This is a genomic window from Hephaestia mangrovi (genome assembly GCF_019880555.1).
GTDB classification, from domain to species: domain Bacteria; phylum Pseudomonadota; class Alphaproteobacteria; order Sphingomonadales; family Sphingomonadaceae; genus Sphingomonas; species Sphingomonas mangrovi.
The window spans coordinates 148,217-167,355 of the sequence record NZ_JAINVU010000003.1 but is presented as its reverse complement, the minus strand read 5'-3'; the positions used below and the strand labels follow the sequence as shown (position 1 = coordinate 167,355).

The following is a 19,139-nucleotide window of genomic DNA, read 5'->3' as shown; positions in this document are numbered from 1 at the left end:
TCGCGTTAAGGTGTGCTGTTCACCACCTCTACCGGGATGCCCAGCGAGTCAAGCTGCGGCTTCACCTTGGCGGCATCGCCGATCACCACCCAGGTCAGCTTCGACGGATCGATCGCCGCCTTGGCCGCGGCGTCGAGCTGCGGCGCGGTGAGCGCGCGATATTTGCTCGCCAGCGTCTCGTAATAATTGTCGGGACGGCCGTAGAGTGCGTTGGCTTCCATGCCGCCCATCACCGCCTCGGCCGTCTCGAACTCGCCGGGAAGCTCGCGGATCGAGCCGTCGATCGTGCGGGTCAGCTCGGCCGGGGTGACGCCCTTGCCGCTGAGGAAATCCTGCATGTCGCTGCGCATCGCCGCGATCGACGGGCCGGTCTGATCGGCCTGCACCGGCGCATAGATCAGATAGGGCACGTCATGCTGCACGCGGCTGATGAAACCCGATACGCCGTACGACCAATGCTTCGTTTCGCGCAGATCCATGTTGAGCCGCGCGAGGAACGAGCCGCCGAGCACCTCGTTCGCCTGCATCAGCGGCACCAGATCGTCGGTGCCCTTCACCGGCAGCACTTCGCCGCCGAAAATCAGCGATTGCGGCGTGTTGGGCCGGTCGAGCAGCAGGATCCGGCCCTGCTGCGGCGCGATCGGCGTCTTAAAGTCCTTGACCGGCTTAGCGCCGGACGAGCGCCAATCGCCGAAGCTCTTTTCGAGCAGCGGCATCACCTGCGCCAGCGTGGTATCACCGACGACGAAGATCGTCGCGTCGTCGGGGCGCAGCCAATCGTCGTGGAAAGCCCGGAGCTCGGCCGGCGTCAGCTTGCCGACCACCGCGGGATCGCCCAGGCCGCGGAACGGCACGCCATAGGGATGATCCTTGCCGTAGAGCAGCGGCGGCAACGTTCGCAGCGCAAGGCCGATCGGCTGCTTGGTTTCCTCGGCGATCGCCGCGAGCTGCTGGCCGCGCACCCGATCCACCTCGGCCGGCGCGAACGCCGGGTGCCGCACGATATCCGACATCAGGTCGAGTGACGGCGCCAGGTTGGGGGCAAGCGCCGACAGATAGACGCCCGATCGGTCCATGCTCGGTGACGCGACGATGTCCGCGCCCAGATTTTCCTTGGCTTCGGCGATCTGGGTCGAGCCATATTTGTCGGTGCCTTCGTCGAGCATCGACAGCATGAATGCCTGGGTGCCGAGCGCGCTCTTGGGGTCGGCGGCGTTGCCGGCGTTGAAATCGATTGCCACGCGCACCACCGGCACGCCCGACCGGTGGGCGAACAACACCGGGATGCCGTTGGCCAGCTTGGCGTGTTCGACGGTGGGGAAATCGAGATCGGCGATCTGGCCGACCGGCGGCAGCTGCGAGCGATCGACGCCCTTGGCGGTCGGCGTCGCGGCGCTGGCGGCGGTCGCGGCCGTCACCGTGGCGCCCTGGCCGGCGCCGGCCTTGTCGCCACCCAGCGTCGATTCCTCATAAGCGCCGCGCTTGCCGGGTTCGAGCGTGAAGGCGAACACCGGCCGCGACAGCCATTTCCTCGCCACGGCCTGCACCTCGGCCGGGGTCAGCGCCGCTTCGGCGGCCAGCTCCTTCTTGTAGAAGCCGGGATCGTCGGCATAGACCGCGCCCGAGGCCAGCGTCACGGCCTTGCCTCCGAAACCGCCGACCGATTCCAGCCCCTTGATCGTCGAGGCGACGTCATCGGTCTTGGCGCGGCGCAGTTCGTCCGCGGTCGGCCCGTTCTTCAGGAAATCGGCGATCACCTGATCGAGCTGCTGGCCCACCACCGCCGGATCGACGCCCGGCTTGACGGTCGCCTCGATGGTGAATTCGCCGACCCGCTCATAGGGCTGGACATAGGCAGAGACGTGGACCGCGGTCTTCTTGTCGCGGACCAGTGCATTGTCGAGCCGCGAACTGGCCAGGCCGCCGATCACGCTCGCGGCCATTTGCAGCGCGGGCATATCCTTGTCGGTCATCCCCGGCACCGCCCACATGCGGGAGAGGGTGGTGGTCGCAACCTCGTCGTGGAAGGTCTTGGTAACGGGCGCGGGCAGCGTCGGCACCTCGGCTGCCGCCGGGGTCGACTGCGGCCCGCGCGGAATGTCGCCGAAATATTTCTCGACCAGCGGCTTGGCCTCGTCCGCGGTGATGTCGCCGGCCAGCACCAGCACGGCGTTGTTGGGGCCGTAATGCGATCGGAACCAGTCCTTGACGACGTCGAGGCTGGCCTGGTCGAGATCGCTCATCGAGCCGATCACGGTGTGGTGATAGGGATTGCCCTCGGGGAACAGCGTCTGCTGGATTGAATATTGCAGCAGCCCGCCGGGCTGATTGTCGTCGCCGCGCTTTTCGTTCTGGACGACGCCGCGCTGGATATCGAGCTTCTTCTGGGTCACCGCCGGGAGCAGGTGACCCATGCGATCGCTTTCGAGGAACAGCGCGCGGTCAAGCGCCGCTTTGGGCACCGTCTCGAAATAATTGGTGCGATCGTAATTGGTCGTGCCGTTCATGTCGGTCGCGCCCATCGCCTGCATCGGCTGGAACCAGCTCGTGTCGCTATGTTCCGATCCGCCGAACATCAGATGCTCGAACAGATGCGCGAAGCCGGTGCGCCCCGCCGGCTCGTCCTTCGATCCGACATGATACCAGACCGATACCGCCACCACCGGCGCCTTGTGATCGGTATGGACGACCACGCGCAGGCCATTGGCCAGCGTGAATTGAGTGAAGGGGATGTTGACGTCCTGCACCAGCTGCGACACCGGCACGCCCTGCGGCAGCGCCGTGTCGGCCGATTGCGCCTGCGCCAAGGCGGGCGCTGCAAGCGCACAGATTGCCGCGCCCGAAAGCACCAAGAGCTTGATTTTCACGTTGATTCCCCTCGCAACTGATATAGCGCACCATAACACCGCTTCGCCGCTGAGCAAGAGAGCCGTGGCCGAATGACGAGCGAGGTTTTGCGGCGCGGCGACGCGCACTTTTTGCCGTGCCGGGCAGCTATGCACGATATCCACGTTATCCACAGGTTCGGACGCGCATTTTCCTGTTGGCGCGACTCGCCAACGGTGACAGCATCGGTTGTGCAAGAGGATGACGGGACGGCGAGAAATCGCAGAAACGTCAAAACCTTGCGGCGGTCGAGACGGTTGGTGCCTCACGGAAACTGACGCGGTTTCGATCGAAGGAGTGCAGGTCACGTCGTGGCCGATCGAGAGGATCGCGCAAGCGGTTCGAACGAGCGAAGCGGCGAAGAGGCAGTCCGACGCAACGCCAAGGCTGTTCGCAGAGGCGGCGATGCGATGGTCGATGATCGGCCGGACGGCACGGCCGCCCTTCACGGGGAGGCAAGGCCGATACGGCAGATCGAGACCGAGGCGCGAAACGCGAGCTTCGGCTTGAGTTTCGAGCTGGCCGCCGAGGCCGGAAACGCGGCGCTCTCCCGGGAGTGCGGGCGACCGGCCCCGGTGACCGACCCGCCGGCCAGGCGCCCCAGTGGTCCTGCACCGGCTGCCGCCGAAACCTGATCGGCTTGCGCGCCCTTCACCGGGCTGTGCGATACCGATCGAAGTCCGGCGACCGGGGGCCGACAGCAATGTCGGCCCCTTTTTGCGTTGCCGATGGCACGATCGCGGCCAGCAATGCTGCGGCTTGGCCGCGTGTGTCAGCGGTCGCGCCGCACCCGGATCGGCACGCCGCGCTCGAACTTGGCGAAATAGCTGCCGAGCGATGCGACGCTGATCGTCACTTTGGTGCCGTGCTTGACGCCGAAGGTCGGCCGGTCGTCGATCTGATGCCAGGTCGCTCCTTCGGCCGTGCCGAACACCATGCGGCCGTCGATGTCATGGCTGACCGACGTCACGCTGGTATCGATCTGCTTCATTTCTTCCTTGTCGCCGCCGCTGCCGCCGAACAGCCCGATCCTGGGCAGCGAGAAGCCGAACAGCGAGCGGCGCGTCTCTCGCACCGCCTCCTTGTCCATGACGACGAGTTGGTCGGCGGTCACCGCCTGGTCCAGCGCGGTGGCGGCGCGGTCATAACATGCCAGCCGAGCCGTGGAATCGGCGATCGCGCGGCACGCGACGACGTCCTGCAACACCTTCGCCTGGCCTGGATCCTTGCCCTTGTCCGCTGCTGATGCAGCGACCATCGGTGCGAGCAACGCCGCGAGGGCGATCAGCTGCAAATGCTTCATCGGTCAGCCTCATTGTTCTGCGTCGCGGCATGGGCATGCATTTCGGCAACGCTGTCAAGCGGCGGCAATGTTGCAAATTCGATACACCTCCAGCGGGAATCCCCCAAAAGCATGGATTTCCGATTTACAGCGCATCTGCACAAGAGCAATCAAGCGCCCATTGGCGAAGATGGCGTGCGATCATCAGGCCACACTCACATCGAGATAAAGGGAGCTTGTCTTGACCAAGCAGCAGTTCATCAATGGCCTGAAGGTCGGCGCCGCGCCGGTCGTTCTGGGCCTCGCGCTGGTGTCGGCGCCAGCCTTTGCGCAAACCACCGACTCGTCGTCGCAGGATGCATCGCAAGCGGCCGATCAAACCGCGCCAGCCCCCGAGATCATCGTCACCGGCTCGCGCATTCAGTCGCCGAACATGCAGTCGGTTTCGCCGATCACCACGGTGACCAGCCAGGACATCTCGCTGTCGGGCACGACCCGCACCGAAGACCTGCTGAACTCGCTGCCGCAGGTGGTCGCGGGCCAGAGCTCCGCGCTTGCCAATGGTGCCACCGGCACGGCAACGGTCGACCTTCGCGGTCTCGGGCCGTCGCGCACGCTGGTTCTGATCAACGGCCGCCGTCTGATGACTGGTGACCCGAACTCGACCTCTTCGGCGGCCGACCTCAACTTCATCCCGTCGTCGCTGGTGAAGCGCGTCGACGTGCTGACCGGCGGCGCTTCGGCCACCTACGGCGCGGACGCCGTTGCGGGTGTCGTCAACTTCGTGATGGACACCGATTTCACCGGGTTCCGGCTCGACACCAATTACGGCATCTACAATCACAACAACCGCAACAGCCTGATCCGGCCGCTGCTCGACGCGAAGACCGCAGCGGGCGTTTCGGGATATGGCTATCCCGACGGCACGACCACCGATGGCGCGCAGTTCGACACGACCGCGTCGTTCGGTGCCGCGCTCGATGGCGACCGCGGTCACGTGACCGCCTATTTCGGTTATCGCAAGGCCAACCCGGTCCTGCAGTCGCGTCGTGATTATTCTGCGTGCACGATCCAGGGAAGTAAGAGCAGCCCGAGTACGCTTGCCTGCGGTGGTTCGGCTACCTCGCCCAGCGGCAACGCGCTCTATTTCGTGCCGGGAAACGTCTCCTCGTCGACCATCGGGGCGCTTGGCCCGGGCACGATCGATACGGGAACCTATGGCCTTTATAACTATGCGCCGCTGAACTATTTCCAGCGTCCTGATCGCCGCTACACGGCTGGTGCCTTCGCCGATTACGAGATCACGCCGGCGATTCATCCGTACATGGAATTCATGTTCATGGACGATGAGACGAAGGCCCAGATCGCGCCGTCGGGTGATTTCGGTAACACGCTGACGATCAACTGCGATAACCCGCTGATGTCGGGAGCGCAGTCGTCGGTGCTCTGCCAGGATTCGAACCTGATCAATGGCCACCTCGGCACGTTCCCGCTGGCCGAAGGCGCGCCGTACAATACGAATCCGGGTGCTGCGCCGCTCACCTATTACGATCCGTCGACGGGTGATCCGTACAATATCGCCTATTTCCAGCCGCTGCGGCGTAATGTTGAAGGCGGCCCGCGCGTCGCCGATCTGCAGCACACCGCATATCGCGCCGTGCTCGGCAGCCGTGGCGATCTCGGTAAGGCGTGGTCGTACGACGCTTACTATCAGTACGGTCGTACCAACTACCAGCAGACCTACTACAATGAATTCTCGGTTGCGCGTCTGACCAATGCGCTGGACGCGGTGCTCGCGCCGTCGACCTATACCGGGAATAACTATGTCACGAACTCGGCCGGGCAGAAGGTGATCTGCCGCTCGACTGCGGCTGGCACCGACGCCAACTGCGTGCCCTACGATATCTTCGGCGGTACGCCTTCGGCTGCGTCGCTTGCCTATGTCAACGGCACGGGCTTCATCAAGGGCTATACCTCCGAGCAGATCGAGAGCGCGACGCTGACCGGCTCGCTCGGCGAATATGGCATCAAGTCGCCTTGGGCCGACGACGGCGTCAATGTCGCGCTTGGTGCCGAGCATCGGGTGGAGAAGCTCCAGCTGACGCCGGACAACGAGTTCGAAACCGGCGATCTCTCGGGCCAGGGTGCGCCGACCAAGTTCACCCAGGGCAGCTACAACGTGACCGAGGTGTTCGGCGAGCTCAACGTGCCGATCGTCCACGATAGCTTCATCTACGACCTGTCGTTCGATGGCGGCTATCGTTATTCGCACTACAAGATCTCGAACGGGCGCACGTTCAACACCAATACCTACAAGCTCAATCTCAACTTCGCGCCGATCTCGGACATCAAGATTCGCGGCGGCTACAACCGTGCCGTTCGTGTGCCGAACATCGAAGAGCTGTTCGCGCCGCAGATCGTCGCGCTTGATGGTGTGAGCGATCCGTGCGCCGCGCAGAGCTCGGTCTCGGCCAATTGCGCGCTGCAAGGCGTCGCTGGTGGTACGCCGGCAAACCCGGCTGCGCAGTATAACGGCCTGATCGGCGGCAACCCGGACCTCAATCCGGAGAAGTCGACCACCAAGAGCCTGGGTATCGTGCTTCAGCCGCATTGGGTTCCCAACTTGATGCTGAGTGTCGATTATTTTGACATCAAGGTGAAGGACGCCATTCAGCAGTTTGGCGCGGACGCGATCGTCGCATCCTGCACCACCACGGGGAACCCCACGGCGTGCGATCTCATCCATCGCAACGCGGCGGGTTCGCTGTGGCTGACGTCGGATGGCTATGTCACCGACATCAATCACAATGTCGGTTCGGTTAAGACCACGGGCTTCGAGTTCAACGGCAGCTATGCGCACGAGCTCGGCGGTATCGGCTCGCTCTCGCTGAGCTTCGTCGGCACGGCGCTCGACAAGTTCAAGACCGATAACGGCCTCACTGACGTGTATGATTGTGCTGGTTATTACGGCCCGACGTGCGGCAATCCGCTGCCCAAGTGGCGGCACAAGCTGCGTGCGACCTTCCGGACCCCGGGCGGCATCGGGCTGTCGGCGCAGTGGCGTTACCTGTCGTCGGTGAAGGTTGAATATCTCAACCCGAGCTCGACGCTGAATAGCTCGCTGATCTACCCGCAGGATGCGAAGATCGGTGCGCAGAGCTACTTCGACGTTACGCTGACGGCGGATCTGGGCGAGCATCTCTCGTGGCGCCTGGGTGCGAACAACGTGCTCGATCGCCAGCCGCCGCTGGTCACGTCGTCGTCGACGAACAGCGGTTGCGCCAGCGTCGTGTGTAACGGCAACACTTATCCGGGCACCTACGATGCGCTCGGCCGGTACATCTTCACCGGGATCACGCTGAACTTTTAATTAGCTGTTCCTGGCTCTATTCTGGCGGCGATCCCCAAGGGGTCGCCGCCTTTTTTTTAGGAAAATGTGCATGGCTTCAGCAGCCGCGGATGTCGTTATTCAAAGGATCGGGCAGGCCGCGCGCTCAGGGCGGCTGGATGAAGCGGCGGTACTCGCGGCGCAGGCGCGGGCGCAGAATATCAGCACGCCGGTCCTGTCGGCGCTTGCCGGCGCGGTCGAATTTCATCGCCGCGAATTTGCCCGCGCCGCCGATTATCTGCAGGATGCCAACGCGCATTTCCCGAACGATCTGGTGATCCGCGCGAATCTGGCGGAGGCGCTGTATCATCTTGGGCGTCTCGCTGACGCGCGCAGGATTTGCGAACTCGCGCACGCTTTCCGCGACGAGAGCCTGCGGCTGGCGCGGCTCGGTGGTTTCCTCGCGCAGGAAGACGGCGATTTCGATACGGCCATCCGGTTTTATGATCATGTCGTCAACAAGCGATCAGACGATTGGGAGGCGTGGAACAATCTCGGCAACGCTCGTCGTGGAGGGGATGATTTCGACGGCGCAGTGCAGGCGCTCGAGCGAGCAATCGAACTCGCGCCGGAGGCTCGACCGGTGCGGCTCAATCTCGCCAATGGTCTTTATGAACTGGGGCGCATCGACGAGGCAGAAGCGGTGTTCGATGGCCTGATCGCCGATGATGCATATGATCCCGCGCCGCATCTGGCGCGCTACACGCTGTATCGAGTGTCCGGTCGTGAGGACGAGGCTTATGCGGCGATGCGCCAAGCCGCACGGGCCGCACCATCGGACGCCGCCATCCTTTCCGACTTCGGCCATGAAGCCGCGCGATACAACGATTATGCCGATGCGGAGCGCGCCTACGAAGCGGCGCTGGCGATCGATCCGGCGCTGGGGCCTCCGTTCGTCGGCCTTGGCTCGGTGTATGAGCGGATGAACCGCGAGGACGAACTCGATCCGCTTCGTGCCCGGGCGGAGGCCGCCGGCATCGATGCGGAGTCGATTGCCTATATCGACGCGCTGATCCTGAAGCGCGGCGGCGATTTCGCCGGCGCTTATGCCGCACTCGAGCGATCGGGCGATGTCGTCGTGCCCGGCCGCAAGTTCCATCTGCGCGGCGTACTGCTCGATCGACTCGGTCGCCATGATGAAGCGATCGAGGCGTTTCAGGCAATGAACGATCACTGGCGCGCCGAGCCGTCGAGGCCGCTGGATCGCGCTCGCCAATATCGCGATATGATACGCAATGATATCGAGTCGGTCACGCCGGAATGGGCCGCCAGTTGGACCTCCGTCGATCCTGAGAGCCCCTATCGAACGCCGGTGTTCCTTGTCGGCTTCCCGCGATCCGGCACAACCTTGCTCGATACGATGCTGATGGCCGAGGAGAACACCCTCGTCCTCGAAGAAGAGCCCTTCATCGGCGAGATCGAAGCAGAGCTCGGCGGGACGGAGGCGCTGCCGTCGCTCGACGAGGCGGCAATCCGGCGGGCACGCGACTCCTATTTCGTCAAGGTCGCGACTTGCGGGCCGCTCGACGCCGACACCCTCGTCATCGACAAGCACCCGATGCACCTCAACAAGGTGCCGGCTATCCGGCGCCTGTTTCCGGAAGCACGCTTTGTGCTGATCCTGCGGCACCCGTGCGACGTCTTGCTGAGCTGCTTTATCACCAATTTTCGTACCAATGCGGCGATGGCGAACTTTCTCGATCTCGGCGATGCCGCGGCGCTTTACGATCTCACCTTCACCAATTGGCAAAAGGCGCGCGAGATTTTCGATCTGCCCGTCCACACGGTGATCTACGAACGTCTTGTTGCCGATCAGCATCGCGAACTGGCGCCGCTGTTCGACTGGCTGGGCTTTGCGAGCCTCGACGCCGAATTCGATCACCGCCATGCGGCGCGCTCGCGCGGCACGGTGCGCACGGCCAGCTATTCGCAGGTGACCGAACCCGTCTACACCCGCGCTGCCGGCCGATGGCGGCGGTATCGCGATTTCCTCGAACCGGTGATCCCGACACTTGCCCCGTGGATCGACCGTTTCGGCTATTCGCTCGAAGACGAGTCGATCCCCGCGGTGGCGCCGCGCTGATGCCATCCACCCGGTGCCCCGATCGCCTCGTTGCGGGATCGCGGGACCGGTGAGCGATCCGGCCGTCCCCGGCGTCCCGGCGACGGTCTATGAAATGGCTGAACGCGCGCTCGCCGCCGGCGACGAGCAACCCGCAATCGACGCCGTAGAGCGGTTTTTGCGCAGTCACCCCGGCGACGTGCGGGCGGCGCAGTGGCTCGCACTCCTGTGGCGCGCGTGCGATCGCCGCGACAAGGCGGTCGACCTTCTGGAGCGCGCCCTGGCACGGGCGCCCGAAGATGTCGGCATCCGGCGGACGCTTGCTTATGTTCGGCTGGAGGCCGGCTTGCCGGCCGTTCGAAACTTTCTGGAAGCGATCGCTCACCGCCCGGGCGACGCCGAACTGCGTCTCGCGCTCGCGTCGGCGCGTTATGCCGAGGGCGACGGCCTGCAGGCCCTTGACGAACTAGACCGCATGCTGGCGGTGAACCACGGTTGGTACCAGGGACACCGGCAGTTCGCGCAGCTCGCCTCGATGGTCGGTCAGCCCGACCGCGCGCTTTCGACACTCGATCGGGCCATCGCCGCGTTCGGCCAGTCGATCGATCCCGATCTGGTGGCGATCGACCTGCTGCTGGACGCCGAGCATCCGGCCGAGGCGCGCGCCTATATTGACCGGGCCGTTGCGCGGACGGGCGATCCGCGGCCGTTCGCGCTGTTAGACGCCGTCGCCGAGGATGAGCTGCGCCACCTCGATCGTGCGGCGGAACGGTTCGATCGGCTGGCGCCGGTTGACGAGCCGGGCCATCGCATTCGCCGCGCCAGACATTTGATTCGCAGAGGCGCGCTCGATGCGGCGCGCGCAGAGATCGAACCGCTGCTGGGCCAGCCCGGCGACGCGGAGGCCTGGCCTTATGCCTGGCTCATTTGGCGAGCGACCGGTGACGTCCGGGCCGACTGGCTCGATTGCGACGGGAAGGCGACCCACGTCGTCGATCTCGATCCGAACCGGCTCGATCTCCCCGGATTGAGGCGCGAGTTGCGTGCTCTCCATGACCGCTCAGGGCGGTTCCTCAACCAGTCGGTCCGCCATGGCAGTCAGACGGATGGCCCGCTGCTTGCGCGGATCAGTCCGGCGATCGCCGCGGCGCGCGAACTGGTGCGTGCCGAAGTCGCGGCATTTGCTCGGGCGATGCCGCCCGCCGATGCCGCGCACCCTTTGCTTCGCCAGGATCGCGACGCCGCGGCGCGCTTTGCGGGAAGCTGGTCGGTGCGGCTGACCGGGGACGGCTATCACAGCGCCCATCACCACCCCCAGGGATGGTTGAGCGGGGTTCTCTACATCGAGGTTCCCGAAATGCTGTCGGGTCTCGCGGGGCATTTATGGCTCGGCGGCGGGCCGGAAAATCTCGGTCTGGAGATTGCGCCGTTACGGACCGTCGAGCCAAAACCGGGCAGACTCGTTCTCTTGCCCTCATGTATGTGGCATGGTACCAATCCGAGCATAATGGGAGAGCGCGTCACGATTGCGTTCGATATGATTCCCAAGCGGTTAAACCAGTCGGTTCCCGGTGTTCCGGCAAACCATATATGATCGGAGTGGCGAGATAGATGGTCCCTCTTCTGATGATCTTGGCTTTGGGTGCGGGTGTGCCGGGGCAGGCCGCTGACGCTTCTACGGCGACCGCGAAGCCGACGAAGACGGCAACGGCAAAAGCCGATGACCCGATCACCTGCGAAACGTCGGGTGAGCTCGGCTCGCTGATCCGCAAGAAGCGCGTCTGCATGCATCGCAGCGAATGGGAAGCCCAGCGCGCGTCCGATCGGATGGAAATCGAGCGCGGTCAGGTTCAGGTGCCGGTCAACGGCGGCGGCTGAGCAGCAGAACTGTCACAGATAATGAGGCCGGCGTTGCCCGCCGGCCCCATCGAGTGTCATGACATCTCAGGCGACAGCGAGCGTCAGGCCGCCGTCACCTTCATCGACCTTCACCGTCGCGCCGTCCTTGACCTCGCCCTTGAGGATCAGGTCGGCGAGCGGGTCTTGCAGATATTTCTGCACCGCGCGTTTCAAGGGGCGCGCGCCATAGACCGGATCGTAGCCGACGCGGCCGAGCCAGGCGCGCGCGGCGTCCGTCAGGTCTAGCGTCACCTTACGATCGGCCAGCAGCTTCTGGACGCGGGCGACCTGGATGTCGACGATCGGGCCCATATGCTCGGCGTCGAGGCGGTGGAACAGGATGATCTCGTCTAGCCGGTTCAAAAATTCCGGGCGGAAATGCGCGCGGACGATCTCCATCACCTGCGGCTCGACCTCCTCGACCTTCTGGCCCTCGGTCATGTTGGACAGATACTGGCTGCCGAGGTTGGAGGTGAGGATGATCAGCGTGTTGGTGAAGTCGACCGTGCGGCCCTGGCCGTCGGTCAGCCGGCCGTCGTCGAGCACCTGCAGCAGCACGTTGAACACGTCGCCATGCGCCTTCTCGACCTCGTCGAACAGCACCACCTGATAGGGGCGCCGACGAACCGCCTCGGTTAGAACGCCGCCCTCCTCATAACCGACATAGCCCGGAGGCGCGCCGATCAGGCGAGCAACGGCGTGCTTCTCCATGAACTCGCTCATGTCGATGCGGACCATGGCGTTGGGATCGTCGAACAGGAATTCGGCGAGCGCCTTGGTCAGCTCGGTCTTGCCGACGCCGGTCGGGCCGAGGAACAGGAACGAGCCCAAGGGCCGGTTCGGATCCTGCAGCCCGGCACGCGCGCGGCGCACGGCGGTGGACACCGCCTTCACCGCATCGGCCTGGCCGATGACGCGCTTGGCCAGAGCCTCCTCCATATGGAGCAGCTTCTCGCGCTCGCCTTCCATCATCCGGTCGACGGGAATGCCGGTCCAGCGGCTGACCACGCCGGCGATATCGTCCTCGGTCACTTCCTCGCGCAGCATCGCGCCCTCCGACGCGCCCTGCGCCTCGGCAACCTGCTTTTCGAGCGCGGGGATGGTGCCGTAGGAAAGCTCGCCGGCGCGCGCGAGATCGCCCGCGCGTTGCGCCTGCTCCAGTTCGAGGCGCGCGGCGTCGAGCTGTTCCTTGAGCTTGGCTTCGGACTGGATCTTGACCTTCTCGGCCTGCCAGCGCTCGGTCAGCGCCGCCGATTGCTCCTCGAGGTCGGCGAGTTCCTCCTCGAGACGGCCGAGGCGATCCTTCGAGGCGTCGTCGGTTTCCTTGCGCAGCGCCTCGCGCTCGATCTTGAGCTGGATGATGCGGCGGTCGAGGGTCTCGATCTCCTCGGGCTTCGACTCGACTTCCATGCGGATGCGGCTCGCCGCCTCGTCCATCAGGTCGATCGCCTTGTCGGGGAGGAAGCGGTCGGTGATGTAGCGGTTCGACAAGGTCGCCGCCGCAACGATCGCACCGTCGGTGATCCGCACGCCGTGGTGGAGCTCGTATTTTTCCTTCAGCCCGCGCAGGATCGAGATGGTGTCCTCGACCGTCGGCTCGCCGACGAACACCGGCTGGAAGCGGCGCTGGAGCGCGGCGTCCTTTTCGACGTACTTGCGATATTCGTCGAGCGTCGTCGCGCCGATGCAATGCAGCTCACCGCGGGCGAGGGCGGGCTTGAGCAGGTTGCCGGCATCCATCGCGCCTTCGGATTTGCCGGCGCCGATCAGCGTGTGCATCTCGTCGATGAACAGGATGATCTGCCCCTCCGCGCCCTTCACCTCATCGAGCACGCCCTTCAGGCGCTCCTCGAACTCGCCGCGATATTTGGCGCCGGCGATCAGCGCGCCCATGTCGAGCGCCATCAACTGGCGGTCCTTGAGCGTGTCGGGCACGTCGCCATTGGCGATGCGCAGCGCCAACCCCTCGGCGATAGCGGTCTTGCCGACGCCGGGGTCGCCGATCAGCACCGGATTGTTCTTGGTGCGCCGCGCGAGGATCTGCACGGTGCGGCGGATTTCCTCGTCGCGGCCGATGACGGGATCGAGCTTGCCGGCGCGCGCCGCCTCAGTGAGGTCGCGGGCGAATTTCTTGAGCGCGTCGTAGCGATCCTCGGCGGACGCGGTGTCGGCGGTGCGGCCGCCGCGAAGCTGGTTGATCGCGGCGTTGAGCCCCTCGGGCGTAACGCCCGCCGCCTTCAGCGCCTTGCCTGCCGCGGTGTTGAGCGACAGCGCGAGCGCCAGCAGCAACCGCTCGACGGTGACATAGCTGTCCCCCGCCTTCGCTGCCACCTGCTCGGCCTGGTCCAGCACGCGCACGGCATCGTTGTTGAGCCCCGGCGGCTGCTGCGCGCCCGAGCCGGAAACGGCGGGCAGCTTCGACAGCGCGAGATCGGTCTCAGTGACGGCGCGCTTGGGATCGCCGCCGGCCGCCTGGATCAACCCGGCTGCCATGCCCTGCTCGTCCTCGAGCAGCGCCTTGAGGAGGTGTTCCGGCGTGATCTGCTGGTTGTTCATGCGGATCGCGACGGTTTGCGCCGATTGCAGGAAGCCCTTGGCGCGGTCGGTGAATTTTTCGAGGTTCATGCTGGCCCCTTAAGACTGTGTGTCGGATGTAATGTTGCAATTTTGCAACACAAGGGTCGAGTCGCCGATACGATGAATGGAATGTTGTTTTCGGTTCATGCAACCCCCTCGCCAAGCGAGCGTTACGCTTCCGATATCAAGTTCGATGAGACCATAAGGGAGTGTCACGATGAAGAACGCAATCCTTGCGATTGGCATTGCCGCGGTCGCCATGCCAGCAGCCGCGGTGCTGCCGGCGACCAGCGCTGTCGCGCAGCACCATTATCGCCATCACCAGCGTCACTATGCCTATAAGGAATGGCGCGGACGCGACGGGCGGCGCTATTGCCGCAAGTCGGACGGCACGGTCGGCACCGTTGTCGGCGGTGTGGCGGGCGCGTTGCTCGGCCGTACCGTGGATACCCATGGCGATCGCACCACCGGCACCGTGCTCGGTGCCGCCGGCGGCGCGCTCGTCGGCCACGCGCTCGACAGCAAGACGCACTGCCGCTGAAGATCACCGGCCGGCGGTGCGGCATATGAAAGGCCGTCGGCTCCCGACAGGGGAGACCTGAAATGAACAAGCTTATTCTCGCAATCGGCGCCGGCTCGATGCTCGCGCTCGGCGCCTGCGCCAGTGACGGGTACGGCAGCCGCGGCCCCGGCTATTACAGCCAGGCGCCGAGCGGCAGCTACGATGCCTATCGCCATTATCGCAGCGGCGATCGCTATCACCCCCGCCATCTCAGCCGCGACGACACGATCTATCGCGGTTCGGACGGCCGCTATTATTGCAAACGCGACGATGGCACGACAGGACTGATCGTCGGCGGCCTTGCCGGCGGCGTGCTCGGCAACCTGATCGCGCCGGGCGGGTCGGCCACGATCGGCACCCTGCTCGGCGCAGCCGGCGGCGCGGTGCTCGGTCAGGCGATCGACAAGGGCAATGCCGAGTGCCGGTAACGGCGAAACAGGTGGAGCAACCGGCATGACGACACGCAGCGGATCGGCCCGTTACGAGGGCTTCGGCAAGGACGGAAAGGGCCACGTCTCGACCCAATCGGGTGTGCTGGCGGACCAATATTACGGTTTCGGCACGCGCTTCGAAAACGAGAAGGGCACCAATCCGGAGGAATTGCTCGCCGCCGCGCATGCCAGTTGCTTCACCATGGCGCTGAGCTTCGCCCTGGCGCGCGCGGGATATAGCGAAGGCACGCTGGAAACCGACGCCAAGGTGACGCTCGACAAGGATGGTGACGGCTTCACGATCACCAGGTCGGCGCTCAGCCTGAAGGCGAAAGTGCCCGGCATTTCCGCTGACGAGTTCGAGGAACTGGCGGCGGGTGCGAAGGCCGGCTGCCCGGTTTCGAAACTGTTCAAGGCGGAAATCACGCTCGAGCATCAGCTCGAGAACTGACCTCGCCGTAAATGAAGGAAAGGGCGATCGGCGCGACCGGTCGCCCTTTTCTTTTGCTCGCGGCCGCGCGGCGTCATCCAGCGGCTTCCGCCGGGCGGGCGAAAGCGATATCGCTGGCCGGCATGGATGTGTACCTGCCGATCGCCAATCTCTCGGTCAACGCGCTGGTGATCGTGCTGCTCGGCGGCGGCGTCGGCCTGTTGTCGGGCATGTTCGGCGTCGGCGGCGGGTTTCTCACCACGCCGCTGCTGATCGTCTACGGCATCTCGCCGACGGTCGCTGCCGCCACCTCGGCCAGCCAGGTGACCGGATCGTGCGTATCGGGCGTGTTCGCGCATTTCCGTCGCAACGGCGTCGACGTGAAGATGGGCGCGACGATGGTCGCCGGCGGCATCGTCGGGGCGATGCTTGGCGCGCTGCTGTTCCGCTGGCTGCAGCAGACCGGGCAGATCGATACCGTGATCGCGCTGATCTACGTCGTGCTGCTCGGCACGATCGGCACGATGATGGCGCGCGAATCGCTGCAGAGCATCGGCGCGATCCGCGCCGGAGAGGCGCCCCGGGCGCGCAAGCGGCGGCATCATCCGCTGGTCGCCGCGCTGCCGCTTCGGACGCGCTATTATCGCTCCGGCCTCTATATCTCTCCGCTCGCGCCGCTGCTGCTCGGCTGCTTCACCGGCATTCTCACGACCCTGCTCGGGATCGGCGGCGGCTTCATCCTGATCCCGGCGATGCTGTATCTGCTCGGCATGTCGACCCAGGTGGTCGTTGGCACCTCGCTGTTCCAGACGTTGTTCGTCACCGCGGCGGCGACCATGGCGCACGCCACCGGCACCAAATCGGTCGATATCGTGCTCGCCGCGCTGCTGCTGGTCGGCTCGGTCACTGGCGCGCAGGTCGGCGTGCGGCTGGCAACGCGGATCAAGCCGGAATATCTCCGCCTCGCGCTTGCGCTGATGGTGCTGATCGTCGCTGCCCGGATGGCGATCGGGCTGGGGTGGCGGCCGACCGACCTGTTCTCGGTCGACGTAACATGAGGCCGCTCAAGCCTTTCGCCGTGCTGGCGCTCGCCCCCTTGCTGGTCGGCGCGGCCAAGCCGACGCTGGTGCCGGACGTATCGCAGCGCACGATCGATATCGCCTACAGTTTCACCGGCGCCGAATTGCTGCTGTTCGGTGCGATCCTCTATCCCGGTGGGCGCACCCCCGGCCCCGACGACAAGCCTGCCGACATCATCGTCGTCGTGCGCGGGCCGGTGCAATCGGTGACGGTGCGCGAAAAGCGCAAGATCGCCGGCATCTGGATGAATGCGGATAGCCTGCGCTATCGCTCGGCGCCGTCTTATTATGCGGTCGCGTCGTCGCGCCCGGTCGACCAGTTGCTCGACGATCGCACACGCGCGATCTACGAGCTCGGGCTCGACAGCCTGCAGCTTTCCCCGGCATCGACCGCGCCGATCGACGAGCAGAACCGCTTCGCCGCCGGCCTGGTGTCGCTCAAGGCCAAGCAGGGGCTGTACGTCGACGTGCCTCATGCGGTCGAGATCGCCGATGGCGTTCTGTATCGCGCGCGCATCCAGATTCCCGCGCGCGTGCCGGTCGGTCGCTTCACCGCGGAAACCTTCCTGGTGCGCGACGGCCGTGTCCTCGCGGTGGCGACGCGCACGATCCACATCCGCAAATCGGGCTTCGAGCGGTTCGTCGCGGCGAGCGCGGAGGATCGCTCTATCCCTTATGGGTTGACCGTGATCGCAATGGCGGTCGGCCTCGGCTGGACCGCCGGCTGGGTGGCACGGCGGCGATAGCGCGGGGGCGGCGCGCCGTCCCGGGCCCGTTCGCTCGCCGGCAAAACCTTATCTTTACTGTTGGCGTGCAATCGTCCCGGCGATGGACCCGGGAGAGGCGACCCGTATGATCGACCAGATGAATCCGCGTGGCTTCGAGCCGGCCGCGGCCGCACCGCCGACGACCGTCGAGGGCTTGCCCGGCACCACATCGGTGCGCGGGATCGGCGCCGTTTCGGATATCGCCGGGTCCGGCGGACAGGTGGTGTTCGATATCGCCGCGGTCGACGAGGCTGCGCTGTCGACCGACGCGGTCGTCGCCAGCGCCGGCCAGGTCGGCAGCCAGGTCAAGATGCGCGTCGGCGGCTCGTGGCTGATCGCCAACGTCCGCTCGCTCAAGCTGCTCGACCACAAGGATGGCCGGATCGCCGCGCAGGTCGATTTCCTTGGCGAGGGCGACGAGGAGCGGCTGACCGGCAAGCTCTACAAGTTCCGCCGCGGTGTGACGCGCTATCCGCAGCCGGGCTGCGTCGTCTTTCCGGTCTCGACCGCCGATCTGCAGCAGATCTACGCCGCCGAGGATCGCGCGCATATCGAGATCGGCACGGTCTATCCCACCGCGGACGTGCGCGCCGCACTCTATGTCGATGCCTTGCTGGGCAAGCATTTCGCGCTGCTCGGCTCGACCGGCACCGGCAAATCGACGGCGGCGGCGCTGCTGCTCCATCGCATCTGCGAGCGAGCGCCGCAGGGCCATATCGCGATGATCGATCCGCATGGCGAATATGCCGCAGCGTTCAAGCATAGCGGCGCGATCTACGACGTCGGCAATCTGCAGATGCCGTATTGGCTGATGAATTTCGAGGAACATTGCGAGGTGTTCCTCACCACCAAGGGCTCCGATCGCCAGATCGATGCCGACGTGCTCGCCAAGTGCCTGCTCGCCGCGCGCGCCAAGGGGCGCGTGGGGCAGGAGATCGCCAAGCTGACGGTCGACGCGCCGGTGCCCTATCTGCTCAGCGATCTCACCAACCTGATCCAGCTCGAAATGGGCAAGATGGATCGCGCCGGCGATACCGCGCCCTATCTGCGGCTCAAGACCAAGATCGAGGAGATCAAGGCCGATCCGCGCTACGGCTTCATGTTCTCCGGCATGCTGGTCGCCGACACGATGGCCGATTTCATCGCCCGCGTGTTCCGTATGCCCGGCGACGGCAAGCCGATCTCGATCATCGATGTGTCGGGCGTGCCGTCGGAGATCACCTCGGTGGTGGTTTCGGTGCTCAGCCGGATGGTGTTCGATTTCGCGATCTGGTCGCGCAACGAGCCGCAGCGGCCGATCCTGCTGGTTTGCGAGGAAGCGCACCGCTACATCCCCAGCGACGACATGGCCGAAAAGTCCTCGGTCGGCCGCATCCTCAGCCGGATCGCCAAGGAAGGGCGCAAATACGGCGTTTCGCTCGGGCTCATCACGCAGCGTCCGTCGGACCTCGCGGAGGGCGTGCTGTCGCAATGCGGCACGATCATCTCGATGCGCCTCAACAACGATCGTGACCAGGCGTTCGTCCGCGCGGCAATGCCGGAGGGCGCGCGCGGCTTCCTCGATTCGATCCCCGCGCTCCGGAATCGCGAGTGCATCATCTGCGGAGAAGGCGTCGCGGTGCCGATCCGGGTTGCCTTCGACACGCTGGACGAAGCCAAGCGGCCGGCCTCGGGCGATCCCCTGTTCTCCGAATTGTGGCGTGACGTTGGCGGCGAGGACGCGATCATCGCCCGCACGATCAAGCGCTGGCGCGCCCAGGGGCGCTGACGCCGCCT

Annotated in this window: 13 protein-coding genes; 10 read left to right on the top strand and 3 right to left on the bottom strand. The window is 65.2% G+C overall.

Features of this window, described 5'->3' with window-relative positions:
• Positions 1–5: 5 nt before the first annotated feature.
• Both K7G81_RS08145 and K7G81_RS08140 read right to left on the bottom strand, forming a co-directional pair.
• Positions 6–2,867 (bottom strand): M16 family metallopeptidase, encoded by a 2,862-nt coding sequence (locus tag K7G81_RS08145; RefSeq protein WP_223030281.1) that lies wholly within the window; start codon positions 2,865–2,867, stop codon positions 6–8.
• Between the two features lie 791 nt (positions 2,868–3,658).
• Positions 3,659–4,189 carry a type VI secretion protein gene (locus K7G81_RS08140; protein WP_223030280.1) on the bottom strand — a complete coding sequence of 177 codons (531 nt, stop codon included), beginning with the start codon at positions 4,187–4,189 and terminating at the stop codon, positions 3,659–3,661.
• A gap of 220 nt (positions 4,190–4,409) precedes the next feature.
• On the opposite strand from K7G81_RS08140, the gene K7G81_RS08135 reads away from it, so the two are divergent.
• From K7G81_RS08135 to K7G81_RS08120, 4 genes are all read left to right on the top strand, one after another.
• Complete coding sequence (locus K7G81_RS08135) at positions 4,410–7,538, top strand: TonB-dependent receptor domain-containing protein (RefSeq protein WP_223030279.1); 3,129 nt, start codon at positions 4,410–4,412, stop codon at positions 7,536–7,538.
• A 70-nt stretch (positions 7,539–7,608) separates the two neighbouring features.
• Positions 7,609–9,639 carry a tetratricopeptide repeat-containing sulfotransferase family protein gene (locus K7G81_RS08130; protein ID WP_223030278.1) on the top strand — a complete coding sequence of 677 codons (2,031 nt, stop codon included), beginning with the start codon at positions 7,609–7,611 and terminating at the stop codon, positions 9,637–9,639.
• Positions 9,640–9,688: 49 nt separating this feature from the next.
• Positions 9,689–11,212, top strand: a complete 1,524-nt coding sequence (locus K7G81_RS18005; protein WP_223030277.1) for a 2OG-Fe(II) oxygenase family protein — start codon at positions 9,689–9,691, stop codon at positions 11,210–11,212.
• 56 nt (positions 11,213–11,268) lie between these two features.
• Positions 11,269–11,496 (top strand): hypothetical protein, encoded by a 228-nt coding sequence (locus K7G81_RS08120; protein WP_223030276.1) that lies wholly within the window; start codon positions 11,269–11,271, stop codon positions 11,494–11,496.
• A 66-nt stretch (positions 11,497–11,562) separates the two neighbouring features.
• On the opposite strand, the gene clpB is transcribed toward K7G81_RS08120, so the two are convergent.
• On the bottom strand, positions 11,563–14,142 hold the full coding sequence (gene clpB, locus K7G81_RS08115; RefSeq protein WP_223030275.1) for an ATP-dependent chaperone ClpB: 2,580 nt from the start codon (positions 14,140–14,142) through the stop codon (positions 11,563–11,565).
• 169 nt (positions 14,143–14,311) lie between these two features.
• On the opposite strand from clpB, the gene K7G81_RS08110 reads away from it, so the two are divergent.
• From K7G81_RS08110 to K7G81_RS08085, 6 genes are all read left to right on the top strand, one after another.
• Positions 14,312–14,635: a glycine zipper 2TM domain-containing protein gene (locus K7G81_RS08110; RefSeq protein WP_223030274.1), complete on the top strand. Its 324-nt coding sequence runs from the start codon at positions 14,312–14,314 to the stop codon at positions 14,633–14,635.
• Between the two features lie 62 nt (positions 14,636–14,697).
• Positions 14,698–15,084, top strand: a complete 387-nt coding sequence (locus tag K7G81_RS08105) for a glycine zipper 2TM domain-containing protein (RefSeq protein WP_223030273.1) — start codon at positions 14,698–14,700, stop codon at positions 15,082–15,084.
• A gap of 25 nt (positions 15,085–15,109) precedes the next feature.
• The gene (locus tag K7G81_RS08100) at positions 15,110–15,538 is read left to right on the top strand and encodes an OsmC family protein (protein WP_223030272.1); all 429 of its coding nucleotides are present in this window, start codon (positions 15,110–15,112) and stop codon (positions 15,536–15,538) included.
• Positions 15,539–15,660: 122 nt separating this feature from the next.
• Positions 15,661–16,575 (top strand): sulfite exporter TauE/SafE family protein, encoded by a 915-nt coding sequence (locus K7G81_RS08095; RefSeq protein ID WP_223030271.1) that lies wholly within the window; start codon positions 15,661–15,663, stop codon positions 16,573–16,575.
• Positions 16,572–17,342, top strand: a complete 771-nt coding sequence (locus K7G81_RS08090) for a TIGR02186 family protein (RefSeq protein WP_223030270.1) — start codon at positions 16,572–16,574, stop codon at positions 17,340–17,342. Before K7G81_RS08095 ends, K7G81_RS08090 begins: the two co-directional genes overlap by 4 nt.
• A gap of 106 nt (positions 17,343–17,448) precedes the next feature.
• Positions 17,449–19,131, top strand: coding sequence for an ATP-binding protein (locus tag K7G81_RS08085; protein WP_223030269.1), 1,683 nt, complete (start codon positions 17,449–17,451; stop codon positions 19,129–19,131).
• Positions 19,132–19,139: the final 8 nt, after the last annotated feature.